The organism is Curtobacterium sp. MCBD17_035 (assembly GCF_003234815.2).
GTDB lineage: Bacteria > Actinomycetota > Actinomycetes > Actinomycetales > Microbacteriaceae > Curtobacterium.
In genome coordinates, this window is record NZ_CP126279.1 from 1,108,610 (window position 1) to 1,135,430 (window position 26,821).

Annotated in this window: 21 protein-coding genes; 6 read left to right on the top strand and 15 right to left on the bottom strand. The window is 69.3% G+C overall.

What is annotated here, in order from left to right; genetic code table 11:
* Positions 1-31: 31 nt before the first annotated feature.
* The 10 genes from DEI93_RS05325 to DEI93_RS05370 all read right to left on the bottom strand — a co-directional run bounded on the left by DEI93_RS05325 (position 32) and on the right by DEI93_RS05370 (position 10,696).
* Positions 32-202, bottom strand: a complete 171-nt coding sequence (locus DEI93_RS05325; RefSeq protein WP_181434684.1) for a hypothetical protein — start codon at positions 200-202, stop codon at positions 32-34.
* Between the two features lies 1 nt (position 203).
* A complete protein-coding gene (locus DEI93_RS05330; RefSeq protein WP_111026782.1) occupies positions 204-1,454 on the bottom strand; it encodes a hypothetical protein in 1,251 nt (416 codons plus the stop codon).
* Positions 1,444-2,064 (bottom strand): hypothetical protein, encoded by a 621-nt coding sequence (locus tag DEI93_RS05335; RefSeq protein ID WP_111026783.1) that lies wholly within the window; start codon positions 2,062-2,064, stop codon positions 1,444-1,446. The genes DEI93_RS05330 and DEI93_RS05335 overlap by 11 nt, the downstream gene beginning before the upstream one ends.
* Before the next feature lie 105 nt (positions 2,065-2,169).
* Positions 2,170-2,769 (bottom strand): SHOCT domain-containing protein, encoded by a 600-nt coding sequence (locus DEI93_RS05340; RefSeq protein WP_111026784.1) that lies wholly within the window; start codon positions 2,767-2,769, stop codon positions 2,170-2,172.
* Positions 2,770-2,982: 213 nt separating this feature from the next.
* Positions 2,983-4,077, bottom strand: a complete 1,095-nt coding sequence (locus DEI93_RS05345; protein WP_111026785.1) for a type I restriction endonuclease — start codon at positions 4,075-4,077, stop codon at positions 2,983-2,985.
* 93 nt (positions 4,078-4,170) lie between these two features.
* Positions 4,171-6,261 carry a nuclease-related domain-containing DEAD/DEAH box helicase gene (locus DEI93_RS05350; RefSeq protein WP_111026786.1) on the bottom strand — a complete coding sequence of 697 codons (2,091 nt, stop codon included), beginning with the start codon at positions 6,259-6,261 and terminating at the stop codon, positions 4,171-4,173.
* 100 nt (positions 6,262-6,361) lie between these two features.
* A complete protein-coding gene (locus tag DEI93_RS05355; RefSeq protein ID WP_181436009.1) occupies positions 6,362-6,994 on the bottom strand; it encodes a uracil-DNA glycosylase in 633 nt (210 codons plus the stop codon).
* 523 nt (positions 6,995-7,517) lie between these two features.
* A complete protein-coding gene (locus tag DEI93_RS05360) occupies positions 7,518-8,339 on the bottom strand; it encodes a carbohydrate ABC transporter permease (protein ID WP_258372200.1) in 822 nt (273 codons plus the stop codon).
* Positions 8,339-9,442 carry a carbohydrate ABC transporter permease gene (locus tag DEI93_RS05365; RefSeq protein WP_111008502.1) on the bottom strand — a complete coding sequence of 368 codons (1,104 nt, stop codon included), beginning with the start codon at positions 9,440-9,442 and terminating at the stop codon, positions 8,339-8,341. The genes DEI93_RS05360 and DEI93_RS05365 overlap by 1 nt, the downstream gene beginning before the upstream one ends.
* A gap of 3 nt (positions 9,443-9,445) precedes the next feature.
* The gene (locus DEI93_RS05370) at positions 9,446-10,696 is read right to left on the bottom strand and encodes an ABC transporter substrate-binding protein (protein WP_111008503.1); all 1,251 of its coding nucleotides are present in this window, start codon (positions 10,694-10,696) and stop codon (positions 9,446-9,448) included.
* Positions 10,697-10,924: 228 nt separating this feature from the next.
* Between DEI93_RS05370 and DEI93_RS05375 the strand changes: the two genes are divergently transcribed.
* Complete coding sequence (locus tag DEI93_RS05375; protein ID WP_111119480.1) at positions 10,925-12,010, top strand: ROK family protein; 1,086 nt, start codon at positions 10,925-10,927, stop codon at positions 12,008-12,010.
* A 185-nt stretch (positions 12,011-12,195) separates the two neighbouring features.
* On the opposite strand, the gene DEI93_RS05380 is transcribed toward DEI93_RS05375, so the two are convergent.
* Both DEI93_RS05380 and DEI93_RS05385 read right to left on the bottom strand, forming a co-directional pair.
* Complete coding sequence (locus tag DEI93_RS05380) at positions 12,196-13,962, bottom strand: class I mannose-6-phosphate isomerase (protein WP_111119479.1); 1,767 nt, start codon at positions 13,960-13,962, stop codon at positions 12,196-12,198.
* Positions 13,963-14,353: 391 nt separating this feature from the next.
* Positions 14,354-15,412: a LacI family DNA-binding transcriptional regulator gene (locus DEI93_RS05385; RefSeq protein ID WP_111119478.1), complete on the bottom strand. Its 1,059-nt coding sequence runs from the start codon at positions 15,410-15,412 to the stop codon at positions 14,354-14,356.
* Positions 15,413-15,567: 155 nt separating this feature from the next.
* Between DEI93_RS05385 and DEI93_RS05390 the strand changes: the two genes are divergently transcribed.
* From DEI93_RS05390 to DEI93_RS05400, 3 genes are all read left to right on the top strand, one after another.
* Entirely contained in the window at positions 15,568-18,771 is a 3,204-nt protein-coding gene (locus DEI93_RS05390) for a glycoside hydrolase family 38 N-terminal domain-containing protein (RefSeq protein ID WP_181436008.1), read from the top strand.
* A 209-nt stretch (positions 18,772-18,980) separates the two neighbouring features.
* A complete protein-coding gene (locus tag DEI93_RS05395; protein WP_111119476.1) occupies positions 18,981-22,517 on the top strand; it encodes a TM0106 family RecB-like putative nuclease in 3,537 nt (1,178 codons plus the stop codon).
* A 120-nt stretch (positions 22,518-22,637) separates the two neighbouring features.
* On the top strand, positions 22,638-23,540 hold the full coding sequence (locus DEI93_RS05400) for an alpha/beta hydrolase family protein (protein WP_111119475.1): 903 nt from the start codon (positions 22,638-22,640) through the stop codon (positions 23,538-23,540).
* Between the two features lie 50 nt (positions 23,541-23,590).
* On the opposite strand, the gene DEI93_RS05405 is transcribed toward DEI93_RS05400, so the two are convergent.
* Positions 23,591-24,121, bottom strand: a complete 531-nt coding sequence (locus DEI93_RS05405) for a hypothetical protein (RefSeq protein WP_146244370.1) — start codon at positions 24,119-24,121, stop codon at positions 23,591-23,593.
* Between the two features lie 272 nt (positions 24,122-24,393).
* Here DEI93_RS05405 and DEI93_RS05410 point away from each other — a divergent pair, with 272 nt between their 5' ends.
* Positions 24,394-25,161 (top strand): nuclease-related domain-containing protein, encoded by a 768-nt coding sequence (locus tag DEI93_RS05410; protein WP_111119522.1) that lies wholly within the window; start codon positions 24,394-24,396, stop codon positions 25,159-25,161.
* Here DEI93_RS05410 and DEI93_RS05415 read toward each other — a convergent pair.
* A complete protein-coding gene (locus DEI93_RS05415) occupies positions 25,144-25,395 on the bottom strand; it encodes a hypothetical protein (RefSeq protein WP_111119473.1) in 252 nt (83 codons plus the stop codon). The two genes, DEI93_RS05410 and DEI93_RS05415, sit on opposite strands and share 18 nt — an antisense overlap.
* Positions 25,396-25,624: 229 nt before the next feature.
* Entirely contained in the window at positions 25,625-26,488 is an 864-nt protein-coding gene (locus DEI93_RS05420) for a fibronectin type III domain-containing protein (RefSeq protein WP_181436007.1), read from the bottom strand.
* Here DEI93_RS05420 and DEI93_RS05425 point away from each other — a divergent pair.
* Positions 26,469-26,765, top strand: coding sequence for a hypothetical protein (locus tag DEI93_RS05425; RefSeq protein WP_181436006.1), 297 nt, complete (start codon positions 26,469-26,471; stop codon positions 26,763-26,765). The genes DEI93_RS05420 and DEI93_RS05425 overlap by 20 nt on opposite strands.
* The last annotated feature ends 56 nt before the right edge of the window (positions 26,766-26,821 follow it).

The following is a 26,821-nucleotide window of genomic DNA, read 5'->3' on the forward strand; positions in this document are numbered from 1 at the left end:
GGTGGTGTCGCTTTTCGCCTTCATCGACCCTTCAAAGTGAAGATCCTGGGGTCATCCTGATGCCGACGAAGAAGTTCCGCATGACGAACGCCGAGAACGGCAGGGCGACGACGGCGTGGATGATGATCAGGCCGGTCGCGGTGTCGAACAGGCGGACGTGTCCCTGGCACGATCGCTGAAATAAGCGGGGGCCACGCAGCACGCTAGGACTCGTCGTCCGCCTTCTTCGACCCGCTGCGCGGCATGATCCGCTCCGCGAACGCGAGCGCCGCCTCTCCGGCTGCGGACCGCGCCTTGGTGACTGCCGCATCTCCGAGGCGCTTCGCACCGTCGATGCCGCTCTCACCCGCGTCGATGGCCTTGTCCCTGATTTCGAGCGCTGCGGCCGACCACCGCTTTGACTCCAGAGCCTGCCCGGCGCTCTCGATGCCCAGATGGCCGTGGAACTGGGTGACGCCGCTTGCCATCTGATTCCTGGAATCGACCACGACGTGCGCATTCAACGGGTGGAGCAGCACATTCGAGTTGGCCCGCTCGGCGGCGTCGTCCATGCGGCTCAGGATCTTCGTCGTGCTCGTCTTGATCAGGTCGCGACGTGCTTCGCGTGTGAGGGCCAGCGCGGTCCGGTGGTCGTCGATCTCGCCAGGGGTTGCTTCGAGCACTCGATCGAGTTCGAGCACGGAGTGGGCGTCCTGCAATTGGAAGCAACGTGCGACGACCGCCAACCAGTCTCCGACTGATGCCTTGGCCGCCTCGGAAGCGGCTGCGAGATCGCCCATCTTCGACTTGCCCTCGAGCTTCTCTGCAACCGCGTCGAGCTGCCGGAGCGCGTACGCCTGGACGGTGTCAAGCATGACGGACGTGTGCTGCACCTTCTGCCACGTCGTGTCCGGGACGCGACCCATGTTCTCGCGGACCCGGAGCGCATCGGTGAGAGCGAGGTCGACGCCGATCATGTCGGCGAACACTGCGTCCTTCTGCGCCCGAAGGATGTCGTCGACCTTTTCATCGATCTTCGCGAGGTAGTCCGTCACCTCGTCCATTGCCTGCTGCATGGCGACCTGCGCCATGATGCCGGCGGCGCCAGCAAGCAGGGCTGGATTTGCCGCGAGCGCGCCGGGACCCTTCGCGATCTCGAGAATGCTTTTGATCTTCCCGTTCTCCGTCACGATCGCGCGACCGACGCCGGGTTTTGAGCCCTTCATCAGCGGCAGGTTCTTCGCGGCCTCTGCCGATTCTTTCGTCAGCTTCACCCAGCGGCCGGACTGGGCGACACCGTCCGCAGCGGCCTGCGCGAGGGCGCTCGCGGCGCCGGATGACTGCCGGCGGAGTCTGTGGAGGTCAAGCTCACGGGAGGGAAGACCGGTGCTGGACAGGAAGCGCTCCACCGCTGCCGGATCCCCGATTACGGCCAGGCCGGTGCCGTCGTTGATCAGCTCTACTTCATCGTTCATCGTTCTGCTCCTCGGAATGGAGAGGTGTTCGGGTGGTTGTTCGGGAAAGCAGTTCGGCACGGACGCGGGCGTACGCAGTCTCGCCATCTCGGTCGGGCGTAGCAATCCGCACGACGGGTGCGTATCCCAGCGCCGGGAGGGCAATGTCCCGCAGTGCATCGTTGTAAGCGCGCTGCCGCTGGCGGCCGCCGGGGCCGAAACCAACGGCCGGGCGGTGCGCATATTGGCGATCGGCTCGACTCGACCACTCGTCACACAGCTGGAGGTACTCGTTGAGGTCAAATCCGAGCGACAGTTGCGGCGGGTACGCCACGAGCGTTCGGCGCCGTGCCGTTGTGAAGTGCTGTAACTCATCGATCTCGACGACCGTCCGGGTCGCGACGTGGAGGAAGTCTCCGCGCAGGGGTGTCGGACGCTTGGCTGCGAGCTCGTCTTCGTTCCCACCGAGGTCGAGGTAGATACCACGGAGAAGCGAGACCGTCTCGGGCGCGGCATCGCGGAGGTCCAGGTGCCCTCGTTGGGTGATCGCCGGGACGACGTTGCGTTCGAACCGCAGTCCGTCCGCTGCCGCCAGCTGCTCGATCCGTCGTTCCGTGTCACCGACCGGCATGGGACTCACCGCCGGCCCCGTTGCACGATGTTGGCGAACCCACGATCGTCGGAGGGCAACGTCCGCTTGGACAACGGCCCGTGTGCATGGCCGACGTTTCTTGCATCACAGTCGGGCGAGGAGCTCCGCCTTCTTCGGCGCGAACTCCTCCTCAGTCAGGATGCCAGCCTTCGCCAGGTCGGCCAGCTTGGTGAGTGCCGCGAACACCTCGTCCTGGGACAACGAGGAAGGTGCCGCGGCAGGGACCGGCGTTGGTGCAGTCTCCGCCGCCTGCACAGCCGGTACTGACGAAGTCAGAACCGCACTCGTCGCCGGACGGGCCATGACGGCGACGGGAGCTACGTCGACGGGAGAGGATTCGGCCTCTCGGTTGATCGGCCCGCCGTCAGGCTCGGTGATGACCGGTAACGCTGGTGCACCGATGCCGAAGTCCGCGGCGTCCGACGTGCCGTCGAGGACGGCGTCCACAGACTCAGCGGCCGACGCAAACGAGGCGGCGGACGCACGACGTGCGGCGTGCGCGGACTCCAGCGTTTCGAAGATGGACGACACCACGGCCTCCTGCGACGCCAACCAATGCGGCATCCACACCCGCTGCACGCTCGGCCAGTGCATGAGGTTCTCGAGTACCTCGAGCGGCAGGGCATCGCGGTCGGCGACCGTCGAGCGCGACGCCCAAGCAGGTGTGTCGAGCAGGACGGCCATCAGCGGCTCGTCTGGTGCGGACGGGTGCACCAGACGATGTCGACCTTGAAGTCGGACAGGCCGGTCATTGCTCGTTCCTTCTTTGTTCGGTTGCGCGAGGCGAGCGGAGGGGCGGTTCGGGTCGTCGCTCGGCCTGCTTGCTCACCGTGGCATGAGCCACCGTCATATGCTGGAGTCGTTGCGGACAGGGCGCGGAAGCAGCCCCGGTCCGCTTCAGCCAGCGAAGGTGCGAACCGTCTCGCGGATTGCGTCAGCGTGCTCGTAGATGTCCTCGAGTGCGTCGATCGGGTGACGCGTCTCGTTCTTCTCCTGGTCGAACAAGCCGAGGTACTTCTGCTTTTTGCCGTTGAACCAGAGCCGCGCGACCGGCTTGCGGTTGTTGTTGTCGAGCAGCACGGCGAAGTACGACTTCTGATCGCGGTGTGTGACGCGGTAGGGCTTGACCTCGCTGCAGGCGATCGCCTTGACGATCTGGTAGCCCTCGAGCTCCTCCTGGGTCGTGACGACGTCAGAGGGCTGCTCGAGGTTCTCCTCAGCGATGGCTTGGCTTTGAACGCTCTCGACGGACGCTTCGAAATGGGGTGCGGCGAAGGAGCTGCCGAGGGCAGTCTTCAGGCGGTCGTTCACCTGTTCGTTCAGAAACTGCTTGATGGCCTTCGAGACCAGTGTGGTGAACTGCTCGCGCACCTTCTGCGTGTACATACCGTCGTAGACGCGGGTGGTCAAGAACTTGATGAAATCGTCGGATGGCTCGCGGAGTTGTGCGGCCAGCGCGCGCTTCAGGGACCCTACGTACTTCAGCTCTTCGGCGGCACTGATGATCGAGTCGAGATCAAAGCTCTCCTTGGTGAGCTTCTGCAGCTCCGGGAGCAACGTCTCGTCGATGTCGCCGAGGTCGAGCACGAGGAACGGCTTGTCGTCCATCTTGTTCGGAGCGTCGAGGTCCGTGTAGAAGTTGTAGACCTCACCGTTGGTGAGGATGGCGATCCGGGCGTTGGTGACGGAGAAGTACCGGAACAACTGAGAGGCGTGCTCGATCTTCAGCGGCTCGGTCGACTTCTTGCACTCGATCAGGATCTGGACTTCGCTGTCCCGCATGATCGCGTAGTCGACCTTCTCGCCGCGCTTCACGCCGACGTCGGCGGTGAACTCCGGTACCACCTCGAGGGGATTGAACACGTCGTACCCGAGGATCGTCGAGATGAACGGCATCACGAACGCGTTCTTCGTCGCCTCTTCGGTCTCGATGGCCTGACGTTGATTCTGGACCTTCGTCGCGAGAGCTGCCAGACGTTCTTCAAATTCCACTGTGAGCCTTTCCTCGGGTGTTCGTATTGTGGAGCAACTCGTGCTCCATGACTAGTGCGTCCTTCGAGAGGTTCGCGGGTCGGCCGAGCACCCTCAGTGCACACCGACCCAGAGCCCGTCCCGGGCTCGTGTCATTCCGACGTACAGCTCCCGGCGATCGAGCGCGTGTCGTTCTCGGTCCGATTCACGGGCGTCGGCCTTCGGGCGTTCGTCGAGCAGCGAGGTCCGGACGCGGGGGAGCAGGACCTGCTTGAACTCGAGACCCTTCGCGCGCTTGATCGTCCCGACTTTCACGGCGGCGATGGGAATGCCGTTGTACTTCTTCAACGACACACTCGCAATGCCTGCCTCCGCGAGCGCGGTCATCACTCGGTCGGCGTCGGTGTTCGTCCTGGTGAGGATGCCGATGTCGCCGAGACTGGTGTCGACGAGGCGGAGTACCTCGCGAACGCGCGGGACGATGGCGTCGTCGTGCTCCGCCCAGGACGGGAACCGTCGGATGACGGGCGCGGGCCCGGTCTTGGTGACCGCGGACACGGCGTCTCCGGACCCGTCGACACCTTCGATGTCGACGTAGTCGTCGCCGGCGACGAGGTCCTTGGCGAACGCCAGGATCTCTGCCGTGTTGCGGTGATTGACATCGAGCACGACGCCACGCCCCGCGACACTGATTCCGATCTCGCCGAGCGTGTACCCGCCGGGGTAGATGGTCTGCTGGCCGTCACCGATGAGGGTGAGCCCGTCCGGCCGGTTCCCGACGAGCGCGTGCAGCATCGCGACCATGGCACACGACAGGTCCTGCGCCTCGTCGACGATGACGGCCTCGTAGTCACGTAGAGGGTCGGCTCGGAGCGAATCGCGTGCGAGCAGGATGACGTCTGCGTAGTCGACGACGCCGCGGCGGCGGAGGCTCTCGTCATAGGCCGAGTACAGGTCCCATACCGCTTGCCGCTGATCGAGCGTCAACGGGTGCTTGCGGCCAACCCGAGCCAGGTCCGCGTACTCCTCGAACCGCGTGAGCCCGCGTCCCTTGATCACAGAGCCGATCTCGTCCTCCCAGTACGCGAACGAGAACCGCTTGGATCGGAGGGGGCTGTCGGCGTCGACTCCGTTCCATGCCTCGTACAAGGCTCGCTTCGCCTCCATGCCGTCGAGGCGGGCAGGGACCGCGCGGTCCTTGAGGACTTTGATCGCGAACTGGTGGATACCGCTGAAGTCGACGCGGTCCTTCACATCAGGTGCAAGCCGCGTGAGCAGGCTGCCGAGTACCGCCGGCAGCGTTCGGATGTACGTGGCGACGAGGACTCGTTGGCCAGTGCTGCGAGCCAGGTAGGCAGCCCGGTGGAGACCGACCACGGTCTTGCCGGTGCCAGCAGCGCCGCGTATTCGAGACGGGCCGTTGAAGTTGCGGCGCACGAGCTTCGCCTGCGCTGGGTCGAGCGTGGCCATCCACGCCTCGATCGGTGCGTCCAACATGCCGGTGACCAGGTCTGCCTCAAGCTCCTCGGCAGCACGGTGCTCGACGCCCGAGAGGTCGAGCGGGGTCCTCGGTAGCACCGGTGTCGGCACGGTGAGGTCGGGGATGTCCTCATCGAGCGCTCCGTTCATCGGGGCGAAATGCCGCATACACGCGAGCAGGACCGCATCCACCTGCGGGCCCGGTAACCGCCGTTGGTACGCGGTGATGTGCGCGATGAGATCGAGGGCGCCCCGGACGTCGACCGACGCGACCTCGGCGCGAATGCCCTTACGACCGGCAAGCGCGACGACCGCGTGGACCTCGTTCGGCGCGAGGCCGACTTCGGCGAGGACCGCCTCCGCCCCGTATCTCAGGTCCGCGAGGCGCGCTATGTCGTCGGTCACATCCTCCTGGCCGCGGAACATGCGCCCGTCGCTGATCGCGGTTTCACTCCAGGCTTTCGTGTCGACGATGAACACGCCACCCGGTCCGACGACGACCATGTCGACCTGGGCGTGCCGGCTTCCGGGCCAGCGGCGGTCGGCCAACAGGTGATAGCCGATCGCGCCCAGCGGGGCAAGGAGACGTGCGGTCTCCTCCTCCGTCCGATGGGCGATGGCGAACCGCTTAGCGGTCGCCCGCGCGACCCCGGCGGCAGTCTCGAGCGCCGCAGCGCGCCGCAGCTGCCGTTGTGCTTCGACGCCAGCGGATTCCCCTGCGATCACGACCCCGACCCCTCATCTGTCGGCTGATGAGACTCGTACCGACCGCAAACCAGTTTGACGGGACGGACGTCCTGTGTGGGAGTACCCGTTCGGGGGTGGGCTACGCGACGAGCTCGGCGGTCTTCCGAAGCGCCGCGACGAATCGCTCTTTCGCCCCGCGTTGAGCGAACGACTGCCCGGCAGGATGCACCGTCCGGATCACTCGGTACTGGTCGCCGATGATCAGGTCGAGGTGCGCGTCCCATGCCTGTTGTGCCTTCTGGCCGGCGAGGACGATGACGCGGAGGTTCGGGAGCACGTTGAGAAGTCCGCGGAGCTCGACGGCGCCCTGCGCGAGCTCCGCGCTGCTCGGCTTGACCGAAGCGCGGCCGAGTACCCACGGCACGATGTTCCATGCGAGAGCGTGGTCGTGAAGCCCGACGTCGTTCCGGGTGGTCCACACGTTCTGTGCCGTCGGGTCGTCGTTGTCCACGGAAATGAAGCCGCTGCCGCCCCACTCCGGAACGGTCTTCGGGCCTGGTGCCTCGAGCAACAGCAGCGCTCGGGCCGCCACGCCTGATTCCGCCGGGTCGAAGTGAGGGATCACGATCCCTGGCTGCAGCGCTCGTCGGCGCTCCTCGACCTCACGGGCCCACGCCTCGAGCGGCAGCGTCTCTTTTGCGGTGCCGAGCATCGCATTGCGGTCCGCGAGGACATCCGGATCACGCAGTCCGCGGGGCGCGTCGAGGAACATGGAGCGAGCGTAACGAGAAGGAATGCTTGTCAGGCTGCTTCGTCGATGGGCCACACCGTTCCTGGCATCCGCGAAGGCGCTTTTGCCGCCCCGATGGACCTTGTTTGCCCTGTGGCTTGCGGGCATTGGCTTTCCGGCCGCGGAGCAAGTGGCGGTAGCAAGGACTCACCCCGGGATGCTGGCTCCATGCCCGCTCGACTCTCGTGTCACTCGTGTCGTCGAGATCCGGATGCCCAGCTACCGATTGCGACCGATGACGCCGCGCGCCGGAGGGACCGTCACGAGTAGGGCGATGATGGCCGCGCCGACCTCGACCAAGACCATGAGTCAGACCCCCTGCGGGACGGTACGAGCAGCAGCCGAAGCGTCGGACACGCGTCGAGTGACCCTGCGTGTGGATGAAGCTGCACGGTGGCACATGGAATATCAGTAGGAACATGCGACGTCCCGCTGTAGGGAAGCTCAACGACACACAGAAGGGCCGCTCCGGCAGCGCCGGCGCGACCCTTCGAAGTGACTCCGCTCAGTACTGCCCCAACGACAACCCCCGCTGGAAGAACCGCTGCGCGAACCCGAACAGCAGCGCGGTCGGCAGGGACACCAGGAGCGCCGCGGTCAGGATGATCGTGAACCCGGGCCCACCACCCTCGACGGACTGCAACGCGTTGAGCAGGGGCATCACGGGCCGGGTGGACGGGCTCTGCGTCAGGATGAGCGCGATGAGGAAGTCGTTCCACACCCACGTCGCCTGCAGGATGAACACGACGACCAGCGCGCTCCGCGACATCGGCAGGTAGATCCGGGTGAAGATCCGCCAGACGCCGGCGCCGTCGACGACCGCGGCCTCGAACACGCTCGGCGCGATGCCGACGAAGAAGTTCCGCATGACGAACGCCGAGAACGGCAGGGCGACGACGGCGTAGATGATGATCAGGCCGGGCGCGGTGTCGAACAGGCCGATGTCGGCGTAGACGGAGAACCAGGGGATGAGCATCATCTGCAGCGGGAACACCGTGCCGCAGAAGATGATGAAGAACCAGAAGAACCCGTGCCGCACCTTCAGCACGATGACCGCGAACGCCACGGCGGCCCCGAGCGCGACGGCAATGATCGGCGCGACGATCGCGTACACGGCGGTGATCCCGAGGCCGGAGGGCACGTCGGTGTTCTGGAACACCGCGATGACGTTGTCCCACAGGCCGACGGGCGAGCCGGCACTCCACAGGTTGTCTCCGGAGTACGAGGCGGAGCTCTTGCTCGCGTTCGCGAACAGCAGGTAGATCGGCACGAGCCACAGCAGGCCCATGGCGCCGAGGATCACGTAGCGGGGCATGGTCGACCGCATCAAACGGCCCTCCGTTCCGGGGCCGAGGCCCGAGCTGTGGCCGAGGCCGGAGCCGCGGCTGAAGCCGCGGGTGCGGCCCCGACCGTCTCCCGAGGCGAGGCATCGGACGGACCGCTGGCGGACCTCCCGGCCGAGCCGCCGGACGCGCCGGTCCCGCCGTCGCCACCGCGCGTACGCCGGGAGGCCCGACCCGCGCCCGCCCCACCGCGTGCCGCTCCGTCACCCGAGGAGTCCCCGATCGCGAGCTGGCGCCGCAGGTAGATGACGCTCGCGGCGACGGTGATGACGCTGAGGAAGATCGCGACGGCGGACCCGAGCCCGTACTGACTGTTCGAGAACGTGTCGCGGTACATGGTGACGCCGAGGGTCTCGGACACCCGGTTCGGCCCGCCCTGCGTCATGGCCTGGACGATGTCGAACGTCTTGAGGCTGTTGACGATCGACAGGCCGACCACGATGGTCGTGGAGGGCCGGAGCAGCGGCCAGATCATGTACCGGAACATGCGCCAGCCGGAGGCGCCGTCGACGCGCGCGGCCTCGAGCGGCTCCTTGGGGATCGACTGCAGGCCGACGGTGAACAGCAGCGCGTTGACGCCGATGCCCTGCCACGACGCGGCGAGGATCATCACCACGGTGTTGAGCGGGGCCACCTGGAGCCAGCGGATGTCGCTGCCGGGCAGGTGCAAGAACGCGAGTGCCTGGGACAGTGCACCGCCGTTCTGCAGCACGAAGTTGAACAGGATGCCGACCGCGACGCCGGAGAGGGCGTAGGGGATGAGGAACGGCACGCGGAGCCAGGCGGCGCCCTTGAGGCCGAATGACAGGTAAGCGACGAGGAGCCCGATCCCGACGGGGATGAGCAGCGAGCCGCCGACCCAGATCAGTGTGTTGAGGAGCGCGGTGGTGAACACCGGGTCCGTGAACATCGAGGCGTAGTTGGCGAGCCCGACGAACGACGCGCTGCCGAGGCCCGTGTACGACGTGAAGCTGAGGTACACGGTGTAGAGGACGGGGAGGTAGAGGACCAGGACCACCACGGCCGCGCCTGGGCCGAGGAAGGCCCAGGCGGCGGCCTGGTAGTTGGTCGATTTGCGGTCGGCCATCGGTTACTTGTGGCTCTTCCAGTACTGCGCGGCGACCTGCTGGATGCCCGACAGGTACTTCTTCGGGTCACCGGGGTTCGTCATGAACCCGGTGAACTGGTCGAGCGCCTCGGTCAGGATCTGCTGCGGCGTGGCCTCGTAGTAGCGCAGGTACGTCTCGTACTTGCTGTTGTTCGACAGTTCCTTGCTCGCGTCGACGAAGGTCTGCGTCGCCGCGGTGGCCTTCGGGTTGTACGGCAGGTTGTTCTGCTGCTTCGACCAGGCGGTCTGCGCCTTCGCGGTCATCCACCAGGCCGAGTACTTGAGCCCGAGCTGCTTCTGGGACGACTTCTCGGGCACGCACGCCGGCGCGGTCTCGATGGCGACGGGGGTCTTGGCCTGCGCCGGGTTCACCTTGGGGATCGTGAACACGCCCCAGTCGGTTCCGGGCTTGAGGCCGACCTGGTCGATCGTCGACGCGTACCAGGTGCCGAACGGGATCATGGCGAGCTTGCCGTCCTTCATCTGCGTCTCGGGCGCCGTCTTGGAACCCGGGTCGCTGAAGTACCCCTTCTTCTCCATGTCGAGCCAGGTGTCCATCACCTTGACCACGCGCGGATCGGTGTACGAGACCTTGCCGGTCGAGAGGCCCTGGTAGAGGTTCAGGTCCGTGCCGGCGAGGAGGATCTGGAACCACACGAACGCCCAGGGGTCGCCACCCGAGCTCCAGAACGGCGAGATGCCGTGCTGCTTGAGGACCGCGGCGTCGGACATCATCTCGGCCCAGGTCGTCGGCGGCGTCAAGTTGTACTTGGCGAACATCGACTTGTCGTAGTACATGACCCAGTCGTCGACGCTGATCGGGGTGCAGTACTGCTTGCCGTCGATCGTGTAGAGGCTCTTGACGCTCGGGGCGATCTGGCCGTTCGCGATCGCCTTCTTCCAGATGCTCGAGGTGTCCGCGACGAGGCCCTGGTCGACGAGCTGCTTGAGCTGGTCGCCGGTGTGCCAGGTGAACAGGCCCGGCGTCTTGTTCGTCCGGAACGACTGCTTGACGAACGCCTGGAACGCAGGCTGGTCCGCGTAGGTCGAGGACTTGAGCGAGACGCCGATGTCCTTCTGCGACACCTTCGAGAACGACTTGAAGTCCCACGACTTGTCGTTGACGAAGCTCAAGGTGCCGGTGGTGGTGTTCGACGAGCTCGACGACGAACACCCGACGAGCACCGCTGATGCCGCCAGGGTCATCGCGATGACCGGTAGCAATCGCTTCATTTTCACGCTGAACTCCCTTGTTCTCGGCTCGGTGCACGCGTCTCGCCGCTCGTGGAACTCAGTGCGAGGAGTGCGGATGCAATCCGTTGGTATCGTTACCAGGCGCTGACAGTAACATGCGCTGCGACGGAGCGGCAAGGGTGTCGATCCCGAACCGGACGGACTGCGCGGGTCGGACAGCGGCGCCGCCGGACGACGGCGTGACCGGACGACAGGTGAGTGGGGACGATGAGCGGAACGCACCAGCAGCACCGGCCGGGAGGCCCGACCCACGTCATGGACGTCGGTGGCAGTCATGTGACCGCCGCGGTCGTGACGGGGACCGGCGCCGGGATCGCCCTCGATGCGGGCGCAGCGTCTGGCGTCGCGACGGTCACCGGTGGCGTGCCCGGGGCCGGCTTCGAGCGTGCGGATGTCGCGGGCATCGGAGCCGACGTCCGGTGGGCGGTGCGGGCCTCCCGGACGCGGTCGCTCGATGCGGGTGCGCCCCGCGACGTCCTGCTCGAGGTCCTGGTCGACGCCGCCCGCGAGGTCGCTGCCGAGGGTGCACCCGCCTGGACGATCGCGATGCCGGGTCCGTTCGATCCCGTCCGTGGCGTCGGCGACTTCCGGGGCATGGGGAAGTTCGAAGCGCTCACCGGCGTGGACCTCCGGGCTGCGTTGGCCGAGCGGCTCGGCGTGCCCCCGAGGGCGATCGGGTTCTGCAACGACGCGGTGGCGTACGGCATCGGGGAGTGGGCTGCGGGTGCGGGCGAGCGAGCTGCACGGATGGTGTGCCTGACGCTCGGGACGGGCGTGGGGTCGGCGTTCCTCGATCGCGGCGTGCACGTCGACCACGGCGACCTGGTCCCGGACCGCGGTGAGGCGCACACGATCCGGCTCGACGGGCGGCCGCTCGAGGAGACCGTGTCGACCGCCGCGCTCCGGGATGCCTACGCGCGGGCGACGGGTGCCGCGGGTGCGACGGATTCCGCGGGCGCGACGGATTCCGCGGGCGCGACGCAGCACGGCGGGGGAGCGGACGCGCCGAGCGTCCGCGAGATCGCCGACCGCGCGCGGCAGGGCGACATCGTGGCGGCGCGGGTGATCAGCACGACGATGACCGCACTCGGGCGGGCGCTCGGTCCGTGGGTGCGGCGGTTCGGGGCCTCCCGGACGGTGATCGGCGGTGCGATGGCGGGCTCGTGGGACCTGCTCGAGGAGCCCCTGGCGACGGCGCTCGCTGATGCCGGTGCGGTGACCGAGCTCCGGCAGGCGCAGCTCGGGTCGGACGCGCCGCTCATCGGGGCGGCGGTCTGGGCGGACGGCCGCTGACGTCAGGTTCCGGCGGCGTCCGCCCGGCCGAGGCTCGTGCGGACGGGAGCGGGCGGGGGCAGGGGCCGCGATCCGCCGAGCGTGCATGACGCGCCGCTCACTCCCGGGCGGAGCGGCGTGTTGTGCACCCTCGGCGGAGGTGGGGCGGCGTGTTGTGCACCCTCGGCGGATCGCGGCTCCGCGCCCTACCCCCGCTCCGTCCCCCGCACCGACGCCTTGACGGTCCCGAGCCGCTGCCCGACCCCGCGGCCGTGCGGCCGGATCGCGTAGGGGCCGACGGCGGCCGGGACGATGAAGGTCTCGGCGTAGTGGACGACGAACGGCTCGAATGCGCCGGTCGGGCTCTCGACGACGGCCTCGGCGCCCTCGACGAGGTTGAGGACGTTGACCGTGCCGCGGGTGTCGTGCGGGACGACGTCGGTGAACCAGTGCCGGCGGACCTCGATGAACTCGAGTTCGTGCAGGCCGGTGCGCTCCTCGACCCAGCCGTCGCCGGCGGCCACCTCGGTCACCTGGTCGACCAGGTGGTCGCGGGTCCACGTCGTGTCCCGGTCCCACTGCACGTTCGCCATCGCGTGGTCGAGGTGGATCGGACGCGGGACGCCGTCGAGCCCGACCCGGCCCCAGTCCCACATCTTGAAGGTGAAGATGTACGGCGTCGCCGAGATCTCGAGCACCATCGAGTTCGCGCCGGAGCAGTGCACGGTGCCGGCGGGGATGAGGAAGTGGTCGTGCTTCTTGGCGGGGAACGCGTTGACGAACGCGTCGGCCTCGAACGGGGCGGCACCGGTCTCGGCGGTGCGGAGTGCCTGCTCCATCGCTGCGGGTTCGGCGTCCTCGCGGAGCCCGAGGTACACCACGGCGTCGTCGGCGGCGTCGAGCAGGTAGTAGCTCTCGTCCTGCGTGTAGTGCATGCCGAACTTGTCCTGGATGTACCCGGTCAGCGGATGGACCTGGAGTGACAGGTTGCCGCCCTCCATGGTGTCCAGGAAGTCGAAGCGGATCGGGAACTCCGGGCCGAACCGCGCGTGGGTCCGTTCGCCCAGGAGCTCCCGCGGGTGCCGGAGGACCAGGTCGAGCGAGGGGACCTCGACCAGCGTGCCGTCGACGTCGATCAGGAGACTGTTCTCCTCGGGCACGCAGTCGAAGCACCAGGCGTAGTTCTCGGCGTCGTCGAGGTCGAACGTCGTCTTCATCCACTGGCCGCCCCACACGCCGGGGTCGAAGAACGGGACGACCCGGAACGGACGGGTCGTCGCGGCCGCGAGTCCGGCTCGGAACGTGTCGCCGGTGATGAGCTTGGCGGTCGCCATCGTGCTGTTCGCGTCGAGGACGTAGTCGATCCGGTCGAACAGCGCCCGCTTGTGCCGGTCGGCCATCCGCCACTCGACGAAGAACCCGCGCTTGACCTTGCGGAGCTGGTCGTCGTCGCCGTTGTCCGCGCGCCAGTTCGGGGCGCCCGCGCGCTGCCGCTGCTGGATCTCCCATCGGGCGAGGTCGGCGAGGACGATGGTGTCGAACGTCGTCGGCACGAGCGTGGCGCCCCAGCCGTAGACCACGACGGGCCGCTCGGACGCGGCGACCCGGTCGGCCACGGCGGCGAGGCGGTCCGCGTCGTACAGGACGTCGAGCGTGCGATGGTCCATGACGCCGAACACCCGGTCGTCGGTGAGGTTCGGGGCGAGGAGCGCGTCGATGTACTCGGGGGAGTGCGCCGCCGCGGCCTCGACGTCGATGAGCTCGGCGTCGGGGAGCGCCCGCGCGAGCTCAGCGCGCAGCCCGTCGAGGTCGCTGCCGGGGTAGGTGTCGATCGCGATCGGGCGACCGGGAGCCGCGTGTTCCGCCAGTCGCCCCCATGCCTCGGGGCCGGTCCAGGCGTGGTGCCCGGGTCCGACGGCCACCGACGGTGCCGTGTCGTAGGTCGCCCGTGATCCGGTCGGTCGGTCGTCCATCCCCGCTCCCTTCGCGTCCGCGACCGACGCTGGCCGCATGGACGTGTGTTCAGGTTGGTAACGTTATCAGGATCGGCACCGATCGCAAGCCCGCCGGGAGGCCCGGCTCCGTCCCCTCGGGAGGCCCAGCTCCGGCCGGCCTCGGCGCCGCGTCCGGCGTCTCCTCGGGAGCGCTGCCGCTCCTCCCGATGGACCCGAGCCTCCCGGCCGCTGGTTTCGACGTCCCGGTTGTCGTTCGCCAGCAGCACCGTCGAAACTCCCGGGCGGCTGCGGCTCCACCACATGCCCCGCCGCTGCTCTCGACGGTCCCGGTTTCGTTCGACAGCGGGATCGTCGGCATACACGGGTGGTCCTCGAGTGCGGGGCGGCGCAGCCGGGAGGCCCGCCGGCGCTACGCGAAGTCGACGAACTCGACCGGCAACTCCACGAGCCGCGGCGCGCTGTCGTCCCCACGGTCGAGGCGGTCGAACAGCATCCGGGCGGCGACCCGACCCAGCTCGGCGGCGTCGTGCGCGACGACGGACAGCGGCACCGGGGACATGTCCGCGAACTCGAACGAGTCGAACCCGAAGAGCCGGAGCGGAGCGGGCTGCTCGCCGCGGTCCCGCGCCCGCGCCCGGGACTTCGTGATCGCGCGGATCGCGCCGATGGAGTTGCGGTTGTTGGCGGCGAAGACGGCGGTGGGCGGGGCCTCCAGGCCGAGCAGCTGGTCCATCGCCTGCTCGGCCGAGCTGACGTCCTGCTGCCCGAGCCGGACGAGCTCGTCGACGGGCTCGAGCCCGTGGCGTTCGTGCGCCTGGCGGAAGCCCTCGAACCGTCGGCGGCCGGTCGACACCGACACCTGGTTGCCGAGGAACCCGACGCGGGTGTGCCCCTCGGCGAGCATGCGGTCCGTGGCGACGAACGCGCCGTGGATGTCGTCGAGCAGGATCGCGTCCGCGCTGACGTCGGGGAACGTCCGCGACGCGAGCACCACGGGCACGCCGGCCAGGGCGTCGGGGGCGAACCGTGCGGGTTCCCGACCGGCGGGGACGACGATGAGGCCCTCGACCTGCCGACCGAGGAAGTCGGCGAGCAGCTGCTGCTCGAGGTCCTCGTCCTCGTTCGTGACGCCGATGATGATGCGTCGGCCGGCCTCGCCGACGACCTCCTCGACGCCCTGGAGCATCCCCGCGTAGTACGGGTTCCCGACGTTCGTGATGAGCACGCCGACGAGTCCCGAGCGGCGACCCTGGCGGAGTCGGCGGGCGTTCTCGTTCCGGTGGTAGCCGACCTCGGCGATGGCGCGCTCGACCCGGTCCTGGAGCTCGGGCCGGACGTTCTTACCCCCGGAGAGCACGCGGGACACCGTCATCGGGCTGACCTCGGCGACGCGCGCGATGTCCTTGACCGTCGGCGCACCACGACCGCGCCCCGTCGTGGGCCGGCTCCCGTTCCCCGCGGCTGCCATGCCTCAAGGTATACAGCAGCACCGGCTCCGGCCGGTCACACGTGTACAGCAGCACCGGCTGCGGCCGGTCACACGATTGCCCCTTGCGGAGCGCCCCCGTCGTCCTGCTAGCGTTGTTGGTAACGATATCAATTCGACGACGAATGGTGCTGCTGATGACCGACGCCCGTGGTGATCGCCCGACTCGACCCCCGCTGATCTCGGCACAGCCGTGGCAGCACACCGATGCGCGCGTCGGACTGATCGACCGCGCCGTCGCCGCGACCGGCACGATCGGCGGCGAACGTGTCCGCGTCCTGCCCGAGCCCATGCGCGCCACACGGGACGACGTCGAGGTCCAGGCGGTGCGCCTCCTGTTCGACACCGAGGAAGCGGCGGCGCGCGCGACCGACGTCGTGATCGAACCCGGCACCGCGACCGACACCGGCACCGGCGCCGCCGCCGCGGCGGGCGCGTTCGTCGGCTTCGCGACGGCCCCCGACGCGCTGTCAGTGCGCCTCCTGGTCCGCGTCGTCGACGCGCCGACCGCGGTGACCGTCCGGATCCCGTCCCTCGGCGACGGCGCGGTGTCCGTCGAGCTCACGCCGCAGCGGCCGTGGTCCGTGCACGTCGTGCACCACTCGCACTTCGACTTCGGGTACACCGACCCGCAGGCGACGGTCATCGCGAGCCAGCGGTCGTACCTCGACACCGCCATGGACCTCGCCCGCGCGACCGACGACTGGCCCGAGGAGGCCCGGTTCCGCTGGAACGCCGAGGCGCTCTGGGCGTTCACCGACTGGGAGCGGCACCGCCCGCAGGCGCAGGTCGACGAGTTCGTGGAGCTCGTCAAGGACGGCAGGATCGGCCTCAGCGCGATGCCGTACAACCTGCACACCGACACGTGCTCGACGGACGAACTGCACGAGCTCCTCCGCGACGCGCGGCGCATCCGCGACCAGTACGGCATCGACTTCACCACCGCGATGCAGACGGACGTCCCGGGACAGGTGGCGGGCCTCCCGGACGCGCTGCAGGAGGTCGGCGTCAAGTACCTGGCCGTCGCGCACAACTGGGCGGGCCGGTCGCAGCCGCACACCTCGGGCGCGCTCAACCTGCCGCGCATGTTCCGCTGGCGCACCCCCGCCGGCAACTCGGTGATCGTGTGGATGACCGACAGCCCGCACGGCCTGGCGTACATGGAGGGGCCGATGATCGGCTTCACCGAGTCGTACGCATCCGTGGACGCGCTGTTCCCCGCGTACCTGACCGCGCTCGCCACCCGCGGCTACCCGTTCCCGCCCGGGATCTTCGGCGCGCACGGCGAGCAGACCGAGGGCCGCGACGGCTACCCGTGGGAGGTCCTGCACATCCGCACGCAGGGGTTCATGGGCGACAACGGCCCCGCCCGGCTCCAGCTCGCCGAGATCGTCCGCAAGTGGAACGACACGTGGACGTCCCCGACCCTGCGGGTGTCGCGGAACGAGGACTTCTTCGCCGAGGCGGAGGCACGCCACGGCGACGAGCTCCAGACGTTCCAGGGGGACTGGGGCGACTGGTGGGTCGAGGGCGTCGGCTCCGCGGCCGTGCCGCTCGCACTCGCCCGGGAGGCCCAGGCCGCCGTCACCGACGCCGGCGCGTTCTCGCAGGCGGCCGCGTTGATCGGCGCTGCCGCGGTACCGGAGGAAACCGCGCGCCGCACCGAGGCCTACGACGCGATCTCGATGTTCAACGAGCACACGTGGGGCGCCGGGAACTCCTGGACCCACGGGGACGCCGGGTTCGAGTCGGGGGAGCTGCAGTGGCAGTGGAAGGTGGCGCAAGGCATCGGCGCGCACCAGCGGGCCACCGAGTTCCGGGAGCAGGCGATGGCCTACCTCGGCGCCACGGTGCCGCGCGATCCCGACGCGGTCGTCAGCTTCATCGCCGCGAACGCCACCGGCCGCCGCCGCAGCACCGTCGCGCGCCTGCTCGTCAAGGAGGCCCACATCGGCCTCGACCAGGACATCGAGATCCGGGACGGCCGCACCGGCGAACCGCTGCCGGTGGTCCTCGAACCGCAGTCGAACACGGCGCACCGGGAGTCCGGGCGCTGGGCGGTCGTGCGGGTCGAGGACGTCCCCGCGTTCGGGTTCGTCCGACTCGACGTCGCCGTCGCGGCGACGTCCGCGCCGAACGACGCTCCCGTTCCCCTCGGGTCCCGGGCCCGCGCCGAGGTGCTCACGCTCGAGAACGAGTACCTGCGCGTCGTCGTCGACGAGACCACGTCCTCCATCGCGTCGATCGTCGAGCGGCGGAGCGGACGTGAGCTCGTGAACGGGTCGTCCGTCGCTGGGTTCAACGCGTACCTCTACGACCAGTACGGCAGCTCGGGCGCCGGGTTCAACCACCTGGCGAACAAGCTGTCCGTCTCCGACCGGCTCGAACTGCTCGTGTCACGGACGACCGCCCGGCCCGCCGTCGTCCTCGAGCGGACGAGCGACGCGGTCGAGGAACGCCTGGTCTACGAGTTCGTCGCCGACGGGGTGGACTCCGTCGTCGTGACGCTCCGGCTCCGGCACGGCGACGGCGTGCTGCTCATCGAGAACCGCCTGGCCAAGCCGACGACCCTGATCAAGGAGAGCGCCTACTTCGCGTTCCCGTTCGCCGTCGACGACCCGGTCGTCCGGTTCGAGGTCTCCGGCGGGGTCACGGGCGACGGCGTCCCGCACATCCCGGGAGCGCCGCAGCACATGCGCGCGATCCGCAACTGGATCACCCTGACCGACCCGGAGACCCACGACGACGTCGTCTGGGTGACGAAGGACGCGCCGCTCGTGCAGACCGGGAGCATCGCGGTGCCGTACGCGCCGTTCCCCGCGAGCACGAGTCCCGTCGAACCGGGCACCGTGTTCTCGTGGCTCCACAACAACGTGTGGGACACGAACTTCCCGATCGAGCAGGCGTTCACCGCGACCTTCCGGTACGCCGTCGGGGTCCGCACGGACCGGGACGGAGCCTCGACCGAGGGCCTGGCCGTGGCGGCGACCGGCGAACTCGTGCACCCCCTGACGACCGCTGAGGCCAAGGGCCGTCCGGACGTCGCCGCTCGGGCCGACGCGTCCCTGCTCGACCTCGACGACGACCGCGTGCAACTGGTCGGTGTCGTCGCGGGACCGGAGGAGGGCACCTCGATCGTGCGGCTCCAGTCGTTCGCTGACCAGGACGTCGTGCTGACGCTCCGGCCCGGCGTGGCGATGGCCGAGGCGTGGGTGAGCTCGTTCCTCGGGGACCGGGGGACGGACCTCCCGGTCGATGATGGTGCGGTGCGGGTCACGCTTGCGCCGTTCGCGACGACCGCGGTGGGCGTGCGTTGGGGCGGCGGGGTCGCCGCCGACTGACTGCTCACGGCGTCCGCGAGCGCAGATGCGCGGGGGCGACAAGTGCGCGCGTCAACGCGCGCGCACTTGTCGTCGACGCGCGCACATGCCCGGGTGTTTGTCGTCGGGACGCGCAGCAGCACGAGGGCGTCCGACCGCGCGCGCATCTGTCGGCGGCCCCCGGTACCGTCGTCCTGCTCGACCGACGAGCGCCGGCACTGGGGGACCGCATGCAACTGACCGCCGACCACCGCGTCGTGCTGAGCCCGAGCGACCTGAGCGTCTGGGCCTCGTGCGAGTGGGCGTTCCTGCGGCGCCTCGACGCCAAGCTGGGGCGCGCCGAACCCCTGCCCGAGGCGGCAGACGCGATGCTCGACCGCACCGCTCGCCTGGGTGACGAGCACGAGCTCCGGTACCTCGCGACGCTCAAGGCCGAGCACGGCGCGGACCAGGTCGTCGAGTTCGAGCGCCTCGACCCGGACCGGTACGAGCAGGCGGCGCAGGCCGCGGCGGAGGCCATGCGCGCCGGCGTGGAGGTCCTGTACCAGGCGACGTTCCACGACCCGGGCTTCATCGGGTTCTCGGACTTCCTCATCCGCAACGACCGCGGTGAGTACGAGGTCTACGACACCAAGCTCGCCCGGCACGCCAAGATCACCGCGCTGCTGCAGCTCGCCGCGTACGCCGAGCAGATCGAGCGGCTCGGCATCCCGGTCGGGGCGCAGGTGCACCTGGTCCTCGGCGACGAGACCGTGAGCAGCCACGACCTCGCCGACATCGCACCGGTGTACCGGACGCAGCGCGACGAGCTCCGGCGCGTCATCGACGAGCGCATCGCCGCCTCCGAGCCGCTGGCGTGGGGCGACCCCCGCTACACCTCGTGCGGCCGGTGCGGCATCTGCAGCACGCAGGTCGAGGAGCACCGCGACCTCGTCCTCGTCGCCGGCATGCGCCTCGACCAGCGAGCGCGCCTCATCGCGGCGGGCGTGACGAGCATCGACGCCCTCGCGACCGCCGAGGGCCCGGTGCCCGGTGTCAGCGCGGCGACGCTGGCGACGTTGCGGGCGCAGGCGCGCCTCCAGACCGGATCGGAACGCGACCGACAGCGGGCCAGTTCCGACGCGCACCCCGCACCACGGTTCGAGGTGATCGACCCGCAGGCGCTCGCGGCGATCCCGGCGCCGGACGCGGGCGACGTGTTCTTCGACTTCGAGGGCGACCCGCTGTACTCCGAGGACAGCCACACCTGGGGCCTCGACTACCTGTTCGGGCTCGTCGACACGGACGCCCGCTTCACCGCGTTCTGGGCGCACACGATCCGGGAGGAACGGCGCGCGCTCGTCGACTTCCTCGCGTTCGTCAAGGAGCGGCGCGCGCAGTACCCGGGTATGCACGTCTACCACTACGCGTCGTACGAGCGGACGCACCTGCTGTCGCTCGCCGCCCGGCACGGTGTGGGCGAGGACGACGTCGACGACCTGCTGCGCGACAACGTCCTGGTCGATCTGTACCCGATCGTGCGGAAGGCCCTGCTCGTCGGCAGCCGGAGCTACTCGATCAAGAAGCTCGAGCCGCTCTACATGGGCGAGGACCTGCGCGACGACGCCGGCGTGACGAACGCCGCGGACAGCATCACCGCGTACGTCGAGGCGATCGAGGAGCTCCGGAACGGGGACCCGGTCCTGGGGCAGCACGCGCTCGACCAGGTCGCGGACTACAACGAGTACGACTGCCGATCGACGCTGCGGCTCCGCGACTGGCTGCTCGGCCTGGAGGCCCGGGGTCGCGTCGACGACGGCGGCTCCGCACCCGACACGGCCGGGGCCGACGGCGCATCCGACGAGCTGGAGGTCGTGCTCCCGCCGGCCGTGCGCGAGCCCGACCCGGTGTACCTGGCGCTCATGGCCGAGATCGAGGGCGTCGACGCGCTCGACCGCACGGCGGACCAGCAGGCCATCGCGCTCGCCGCGGCCGCCATCGACTACCACCGGCGTGAGGGCAAGACGTTCTGGCAGGAGCACTTCGACCGGCTCCGGAACCCGATCGACGACTGGGCCGACACCCGCGACGTGTTCATCGTGGAGCAGGCCGAGGTCGTGCAGGACTGGGCGAAGCTGCCCGGCAAGCGGACGTTCTCGCGCGAACTCCGCCTGCTCGGCGCGCTCGCACCCGGCAGCAAGGTCCGCGAGGGCACGAAGCCGCACCTCGTCTACGACGAACCCCTGCCGATCTCGATCACCTCGCCGGGGCCGGGCATGCGTGGCGCCTCGAGCAAGGGCGAGGTCCTCGACGTCGGGCCGAACGGCGACCGCATCGAGATCCTGCTCAAGGAGTCGGTCGGGCAGGGGCAGACGGGGCACGAGGACCTGCCGGTGGCGCTCACACCCGCCGCACCGCCAGCCGCGAAGCCGCAGCCCGAGGCGATCGCCGAGTGGGGGCGCGAGGTGCTCGATGCGCTCCCGTCGATGCTGCCCGACCCGGCCCTCGACCTGCTGCGGCGGGTGCCGCCGCGCGGAGGCGTCGTGCCGCTGTCCGTGACGGAGGACGACACCGTCGCGGCCGTCGTCGCGACCCTGCTCGGACTCGACCGGTCGTACCTGGCGATCCAGGGGCCTCCCGGCACCGGCAAGACGTACGTCGGCTCGCACGTCGTCGCACGGCTCGTGCAGGAGCACGGGTGGCGGGTCGGCGTCGTCGGGCAGTCACACGCGACCTCCGAGAACTTCCTCGACGCCGTCGTCGCCGCGGGTGTTCCCGCCGACCGCGTCGTCAAGGTGCCGCAGCGCGGGGGAGATCCCGACCGACTCGAGGCGGCCGCTTGGACGCCAGTCAAGGACAACGTCGCGCTCGCCGCGTTCCTGGCCAGCCCCGCAGCGGGATCGACAGGTCGTCCCGGCGGTGTCGTCGGCGGGACGGCCTGGACGTTCGCCAACGCCAACACCGTCGAACGGCGGTCGCTCGACCTGCTCGTGGTCGACGAGGCGGGGCAGTTCTCGCTCGCGCCCACGATCGCCTCGTCCGTCGCCGCGTCGCGACTCCTGCTGCTCGGCGACCCGCAGCAGCTGCCCCAGGTGTCGCAGGGCTCGCACCCCGAGCCGGTCGACGAGTCCGCCCTCGGCTGGCTGGCAGACGGCGAGCACGTCCTGCCGCCGGAGTTCGGGTACTTCCTGGCGCACACCCGGCGGATGCACCCGGCCCTGACCGCGCCCGTCTCGCGCCTGTCCTACAACGGGTCGCTCACCGCGTCCGAGGCCGTCCTGTCCCGGTCGCTCCGGGGACTCGAGCCGGGCCTCCACGTCGCGCCGGTCGCGCACGTGGGGAACACGACGTCCTCGCCCGAAGAAGCGGAGCGGGTCGTGTCGCTCGCGTCGTCCGTCATCGGGCTGCCGTGGACGGACGGCGGCGTGACCAGGCCACTGACGGACGAGGACGTCATCGTCGTGGCGCCCTACAACGCGCAGGGCGCGCTGATCCGCGCCGCGCTCGACGCCGCCGGGCTGCGCGGGACGCAGGTCGGAACGGTCGACCTGTTCCAGGGCCGGGAGGCCGTGGTCGCCATCGTCTCGCTCGCCGCGTCCTCCGCCGCCGAGATCCCGCGGGGGCTCGACTTCCTGCTCATGCCGAACCGGCTCAACGTCGCGATCTCGCGGGCGAAGTGGGCGGCGTTCGTCGTGTACTCGCCGGGGCTGACGACGGCGCTGCCGACGTCGATCGCGGGGATGGCGTTGCTGTCGCGGTTCATCGAGCTCGTCGACGCTCCGCGGTAGGTCAGGGGGGCCGGGTCGAGCCGGTTGCCAGCGCACGGGTCAAGCGCCGGGCATCGTGTCTCATGGCACACCGGCCCTGCACGCCGACGATCGCGATGCGGCCGCTGGTAGCGTCCGCAGATGGCGCCGACGATTGACGACACCGCTCGCTCAAAGGTTCTCGAGCTCCTCGCGCTTCCATCACCCGATTCGATGCGACCGACAGCGGTCCGTCGAGAGCATCTTCGGCGCGATGAGGGAGTGCAGTACGACCGCGTTGTGCTTGACGCTGCTGACGGCGACACGATCCCCTGCCTACTGCTGACGCCGGATGAGCAGGCCGGGATCGACGTGATCGCGGTGCATCAACACGCGGGAGCATTCGCCATCGGGAAGAGCGAGCCAGCTGGACTCATTGGCGAACCGACCCTTGCCTACGGTACGTCGCTCGCTCGCGCTGGAGCGCGTGTGATCCTGCCCGACCTCGTCGGCTTTGAAGAGCGCCAACGGAGGTGGACCGACGATCCCGCTGCCGACGAGCGACTCGACGCGCTCTTCCGAGTGGCGAAGGGCAGCAGCCTCCAGTCCAAGCACACCGGCGACATCGCCGTCGTGACGAGCTGGATGCAGGACACCAGCGTGGGTCCCACTGATGTCAGGATCATCGGTCACTCGCTTGGTGGTCAAGTGGCGCTGTTTTCCCTCGCGGTCGACGCTCGGGTCTCGAAAGGAGTCGTGAGCTGCGGGATTGGCTCGCTGGCGTCATTTGAGTCGGAGCGCATCCGGCACAACCCGGCGTGGTTCGTTCCCGGCCTGTTGGCATCGGGCGACGTTCCGTTGGTCGCCGCTGCCGTCGAGCAGCCCGTTCTCGTCGCTGCCGGACGCAACGACAAGCTCTTCCCGATGGCCGGCGTGCAGGACGCGTTCGACGCTTTCCGGCCGGGCGTGTTGACCGCGATGGTGTTCGACGGTGGACATTCAATGCCGCCGTTCGTCCTGGACGCGGCCGTTCAGCATCTCCTTGCGTCACCGGCGATGAATTGACCGACGGACAGCTGCGCGGGTTGTCGAGCTCGTCGACGCACCGCGGTAGGTCACTCGTCGCCGCGTTGAGCCGGGATCGCGGCACGGAGCGCCTCGGGAGCCCCGACCTGAACGAGATATTCGCGCCCGTCGTTCAGTCGAACCCGAGCAGCCGGACCGGATGACTGGAACACCGCGAGGGGGCGCCCGGGAGTCTTCCTGATGCCTGTGCCGCTGCGCTCTCTTGCACGGATGACAGTGGGCGAGACCTCGGCGACGTCCTGCAGCGGGATGCTGCGCCGGTACAGGGGAACGACCGCGATCTGGAGCCGGTCCTGGTCGACGGTGACGGACAGCCACTGGATGAGCGCTGCGATGCCGACAAGCCCGGCGACGGTGAACGCGACGATGACCACAGCCCGACCATCACGGTTGCCGGTGCCGAGCATCAGTCCGACGACGACGAGGCTCAGGGCGAGGATCATCGCGCCGACGATTCGGACCCACGCTGGGCCGCCCCGGCGTTCGTGAAACAGCGGTTCGACTGGAGACCGGTCAGTGCTCATGGTCTCCCCCACAACGGCTATCTGAAATGTCAGCACAACGGTGCTACTGCAGGGCTCAAGCATTGCTCGGCCGATCTGGCTGAAGGGCGAAGTGCAGGACCCGGACTGGGGGCACGGGTCCGTTCGGGGTGACGTCCCGCTGCTCCTAGCCTTGGAAGACGTCCGTGGGGGTCACGGGCACTGGCGGCAGGGGGAACGTGAGCAGTCTCACGAACGATGGTCCAACGGTCTCGGGAACCACGGCACGTTCAGCTCCTCGCGGCTCCGCTCCCGTGACGCTCCGTGCCCGGAGGCCGGGATATTCGGTGATGCAGAAGTGCCTCGAGATCCAGCACGGCGCGACGCCGCCCACCCGTCGCGAGCGCTTCTTCGGCAAGGACCCACTCGTGCCCGAGGCGCGGAGCTGGTTCAAGGGCGCGCTGGGTGAGCGGGCCGTCCCGGTCGCACTCGAGCAGCTCGGGCCGGAATGGACCGTCCTGCACGCGGTCCCCGTCGGTACGGGGCAATCCGACATCGACCATGTCGTCATCGGGCCAGGAGGCGTGTTCACCGTCAACACGAAGAACCACGCAGGGCAGAAGGTGTTCGTCGGCGGCGGGTCGTTCATGGTGAGCGGGTACCGGCAGCCGCACATGCGCAACGCCCTGCACGAGGCCGAGCGAGCCGAGCGACTCTTGTCGGTCGCAGCCGGGGTGCAGGTCCGCGTACAGCCGCTGCTGATCCTCGCCGCGGCCGCATCGTTCAAGGTAGGCCGTAAGACCCCGAAGGTCGTCACGCTGCAGGCTCACCAGGTCGGTCGCTGGTTCCACGGCCTTCGACGGGTGAAGTCGGCGGAGGAGGTCCGCTTCCTCAGCATGCTGGCGGAGGAGCGGGGCACCTGGCACGTGGAGTCGCTGGTCATCACCGACACGCTCCGCCACGTGCAGCGGTTCGAGCGGCTCGAACGCGAGGTCATCGCCGCAGCGGGGCGTCGGCGCTTCGTTCGACAGGTGTCCGTGCTCGGGGTCCTCGCCGTTCCGGCAGCGTGTCTGCTTGGGTACTGGTGGGCCATCGCCGTGTCAGCGCTGCACGGCTGAGCCTGATCTCCAGCACGAAGCGCCGACAGTCCGTCGCCACCGATCGAGGCCGCGTGGGAACACCAGGTCCGGCCGCGCCCGGGTGCGCTCGCTGATGCGACGGTCGACGAAGAACCGGCGGCCGCGGCGGTGGAGGAGTCGCCGCAGCGCCAGCTCGGGCGCGGTGTCCCGTCGGCCCAACTGCGCCATGCGTGCCCGCCGCTCATCGTCCGCCTGCCACGTCTCGGCGACCATGCCGGGACGGTAGCGGAGCGGCGGACGGGTGCCGTGCCCCCGGCCCGATCGGTGGACGACGGACGATGGCGCAGACGTGTTCGGGACATATGAGCACGTCAGGAGTCGTGCGCACATGTCCCGGAACGGTCTGCGCGGGGCCAGCGCCCCCGGCCCCGCCCGCACGAGCACTGCGGAGCAGACGACGGAGCAGGCGCACCCGTACGGCCGCCTGCCCCTCAGCCCGCCGTCACGGGTACAGCTTGTTCGTGTCCCCGATCTGGATGGCGCCCTGCGCAGCTGGCCCGGCGCCCGAAGCGGTGACAGCCGACACGGACACTAGGTACGTGATCGTCGAGCCCATGTCGCCCGTCGTGTAGGAGCGCGCGGACGCCGGGAGCACGACGACCGTGGGTGTGGCGTGCGGGAGCGGCTGCACGGTGACCTGGTATCCGAGCACCTTCTGCCCGGCGGTCAGGACCGGTGGTGCCCACGCTGCCGACACCGTGCCCGTGAAGAAGTCCTTGTCATCGCGGGTGAGCACGAGGTTCCGCGGTGGGGTGGCGAGCTCGGGACCGACCCGGACCGTGACGGTCGACGAGAGCCCTTGGCCCAGGTTCCCAGCGACGGTGACCGTGTAGGTCCTGCCTCGGATCAGGTGGTTGAGGACGATGGACGTGTCCCACACGCCGCTCGTGCTGATGCTCTGGGGACCGATGCCGAGCGAGTCGGTGCCATCACGGCTGACCACCCACGGGCCGAGCGCGCCGGCGGGCTGCGTCCATTGGATCAGGGCGCTGCCGAACCTGGCGGTGGCGGAGGCGAGGGGCAGGGGCGTCGCGCTCACACCGGTCGGCGCGGCGCTCGGCGCGGGGGCCATGTGGATCGAGTCGGACGCCGCCGGGCCGACGCCGGCTTTGGTGATCGCCTGGACGGTGAAGGAGTAGTCGGTGTCGCGCGCCCAGTCCGTGTAGGTGTGGGACAGCGTGGATGCCGACACCGTCAGCGTGGAGGTCGGTCCGGGCGCCATCGTCGACAACCGGTAGCCCGTGACGGGCGAGCCGCCGTCGGTCGCCGGAGCCTTCCAGGTCCAGGTGACGGTCTCCTTCGGCACGTTCTGCGACCCGCCGAGTGACTGCGGAGCGCTCGGCAGCGAGGCGAGAGGTGCGGCCGCCGGTTTCGATGGCCCGGCGGACGTCCTGGAGGCGGTGGCCGGCGAGGCGGACGCCGTCACGGCGGCGTGGGTGGCGGCCGCGGACGAGGAGGACGTGGTCGCCGCGGTTGCGGGGACGGCCGCGCCGACTGCGGCGATGCAGAAGGCCGCGGCGAGGGCAGCGAGCGTTGGTTTGCGCACGGGTTCGGGTCCCATCTATGAGAAGCGTGTGTGGTGAGTGGCGCTCACCGTAGACCTCGTGGAGCGGCCCCTGGAAGGGGGTCGCGCGCTTCG

What these genes read in the sequence shown, in the direction of transcription:
- DEI93_RS05330 (WP_111026782.1), bottom strand. Translation starts at nt 1,454, where the DNA reads ATGAACGATGAAGTAGAGCTGATCAACGACGGCACCGGCCTGGCCGTA.
- DEI93_RS05335 (WP_111026783.1), bottom strand. Translation starts at nt 2,064, where the DNA reads ATGCCGGTCGGTGACACGGAACGACGGATCGAGCAGCTGGCGGCAGCG.
- DEI93_RS05340 (WP_111026784.1), bottom strand. Translation starts at nt 2,769, where the DNA reads ATGGCCGTCCTGCTCGACACACCTGCTTGGGCGTCGCGCTCGACGGTC.
- DEI93_RS05355 (WP_181436009.1), bottom strand. Translation starts at nt 6,994, where the DNA reads ATGTTCCTCGACGCGCCCCGCGGACTGCGTGATCCGGATGTCCTCGCG.
- DEI93_RS05360 (WP_258372200.1), bottom strand. Translation starts at nt 8,339, where the DNA reads ATGCGGTCGACCATGCCCCGCTACGTGATCCTCGGCGCCATGGGCCTG.
- DEI93_RS05365 (WP_111008502.1), bottom strand. Translation starts at nt 9,442, where the DNA reads ATGGCCGACCGCAAATCGACCAACTACCAGGCCGCCGCCTGGGCCTTC.
- DEI93_RS05370 (WP_111008503.1), bottom strand. Translation starts at nt 10,696, where the DNA reads ATGAAGCGATTGCTACCGGTCATCGCGATGACCCTGGCGGCATCAGCG.
- DEI93_RS05375 (WP_111119480.1), top strand. Translation starts at nt 10,925, where the DNA reads ATGAGCGGAACGCACCAGCAGCACCGGCCGGGAGGCCCGACCCACGTC.
- DEI93_RS05380 (WP_111119479.1), bottom strand. Translation starts at nt 13,962, where the DNA reads ATGGACGACCGACCGACCGGATCACGGGCGACCTACGACACGGCACCG.
- DEI93_RS05385 (WP_111119478.1), bottom strand. Translation starts at nt 15,412, where the DNA reads ATGGCAGCCGCGGGGAACGGGAGCCGGCCCACGACGGGGCGCGGTCGT.
- DEI93_RS05390 (WP_181436008.1), top strand. Translation starts at nt 15,568, where the DNA reads ATGACCGACGCCCGTGGTGATCGCCCGACTCGACCCCCGCTGATCTCG.
- DEI93_RS05395 (WP_111119476.1), top strand. Translation starts at nt 18,981, where the DNA reads ATGCAACTGACCGCCGACCACCGCGTCGTGCTGAGCCCGAGCGACCTG.
- DEI93_RS05400 (WP_111119475.1), top strand. Translation starts at nt 22,638, where the DNA reads ATGGCGCCGACGATTGACGACACCGCTCGCTCAAAGGTTCTCGAGCTC.
- DEI93_RS05410 (WP_111119522.1), top strand. Translation starts at nt 24,394, where the DNA reads ATGCAGAAGTGCCTCGAGATCCAGCACGGCGCGACGCCGCCCACCCGT.
- DEI93_RS05415 (WP_111119473.1), bottom strand. Translation starts at nt 25,395, where the DNA reads ATGGTCGCCGAGACGTGGCAGGCGGACGATGAGCGGCGGGCACGCATG.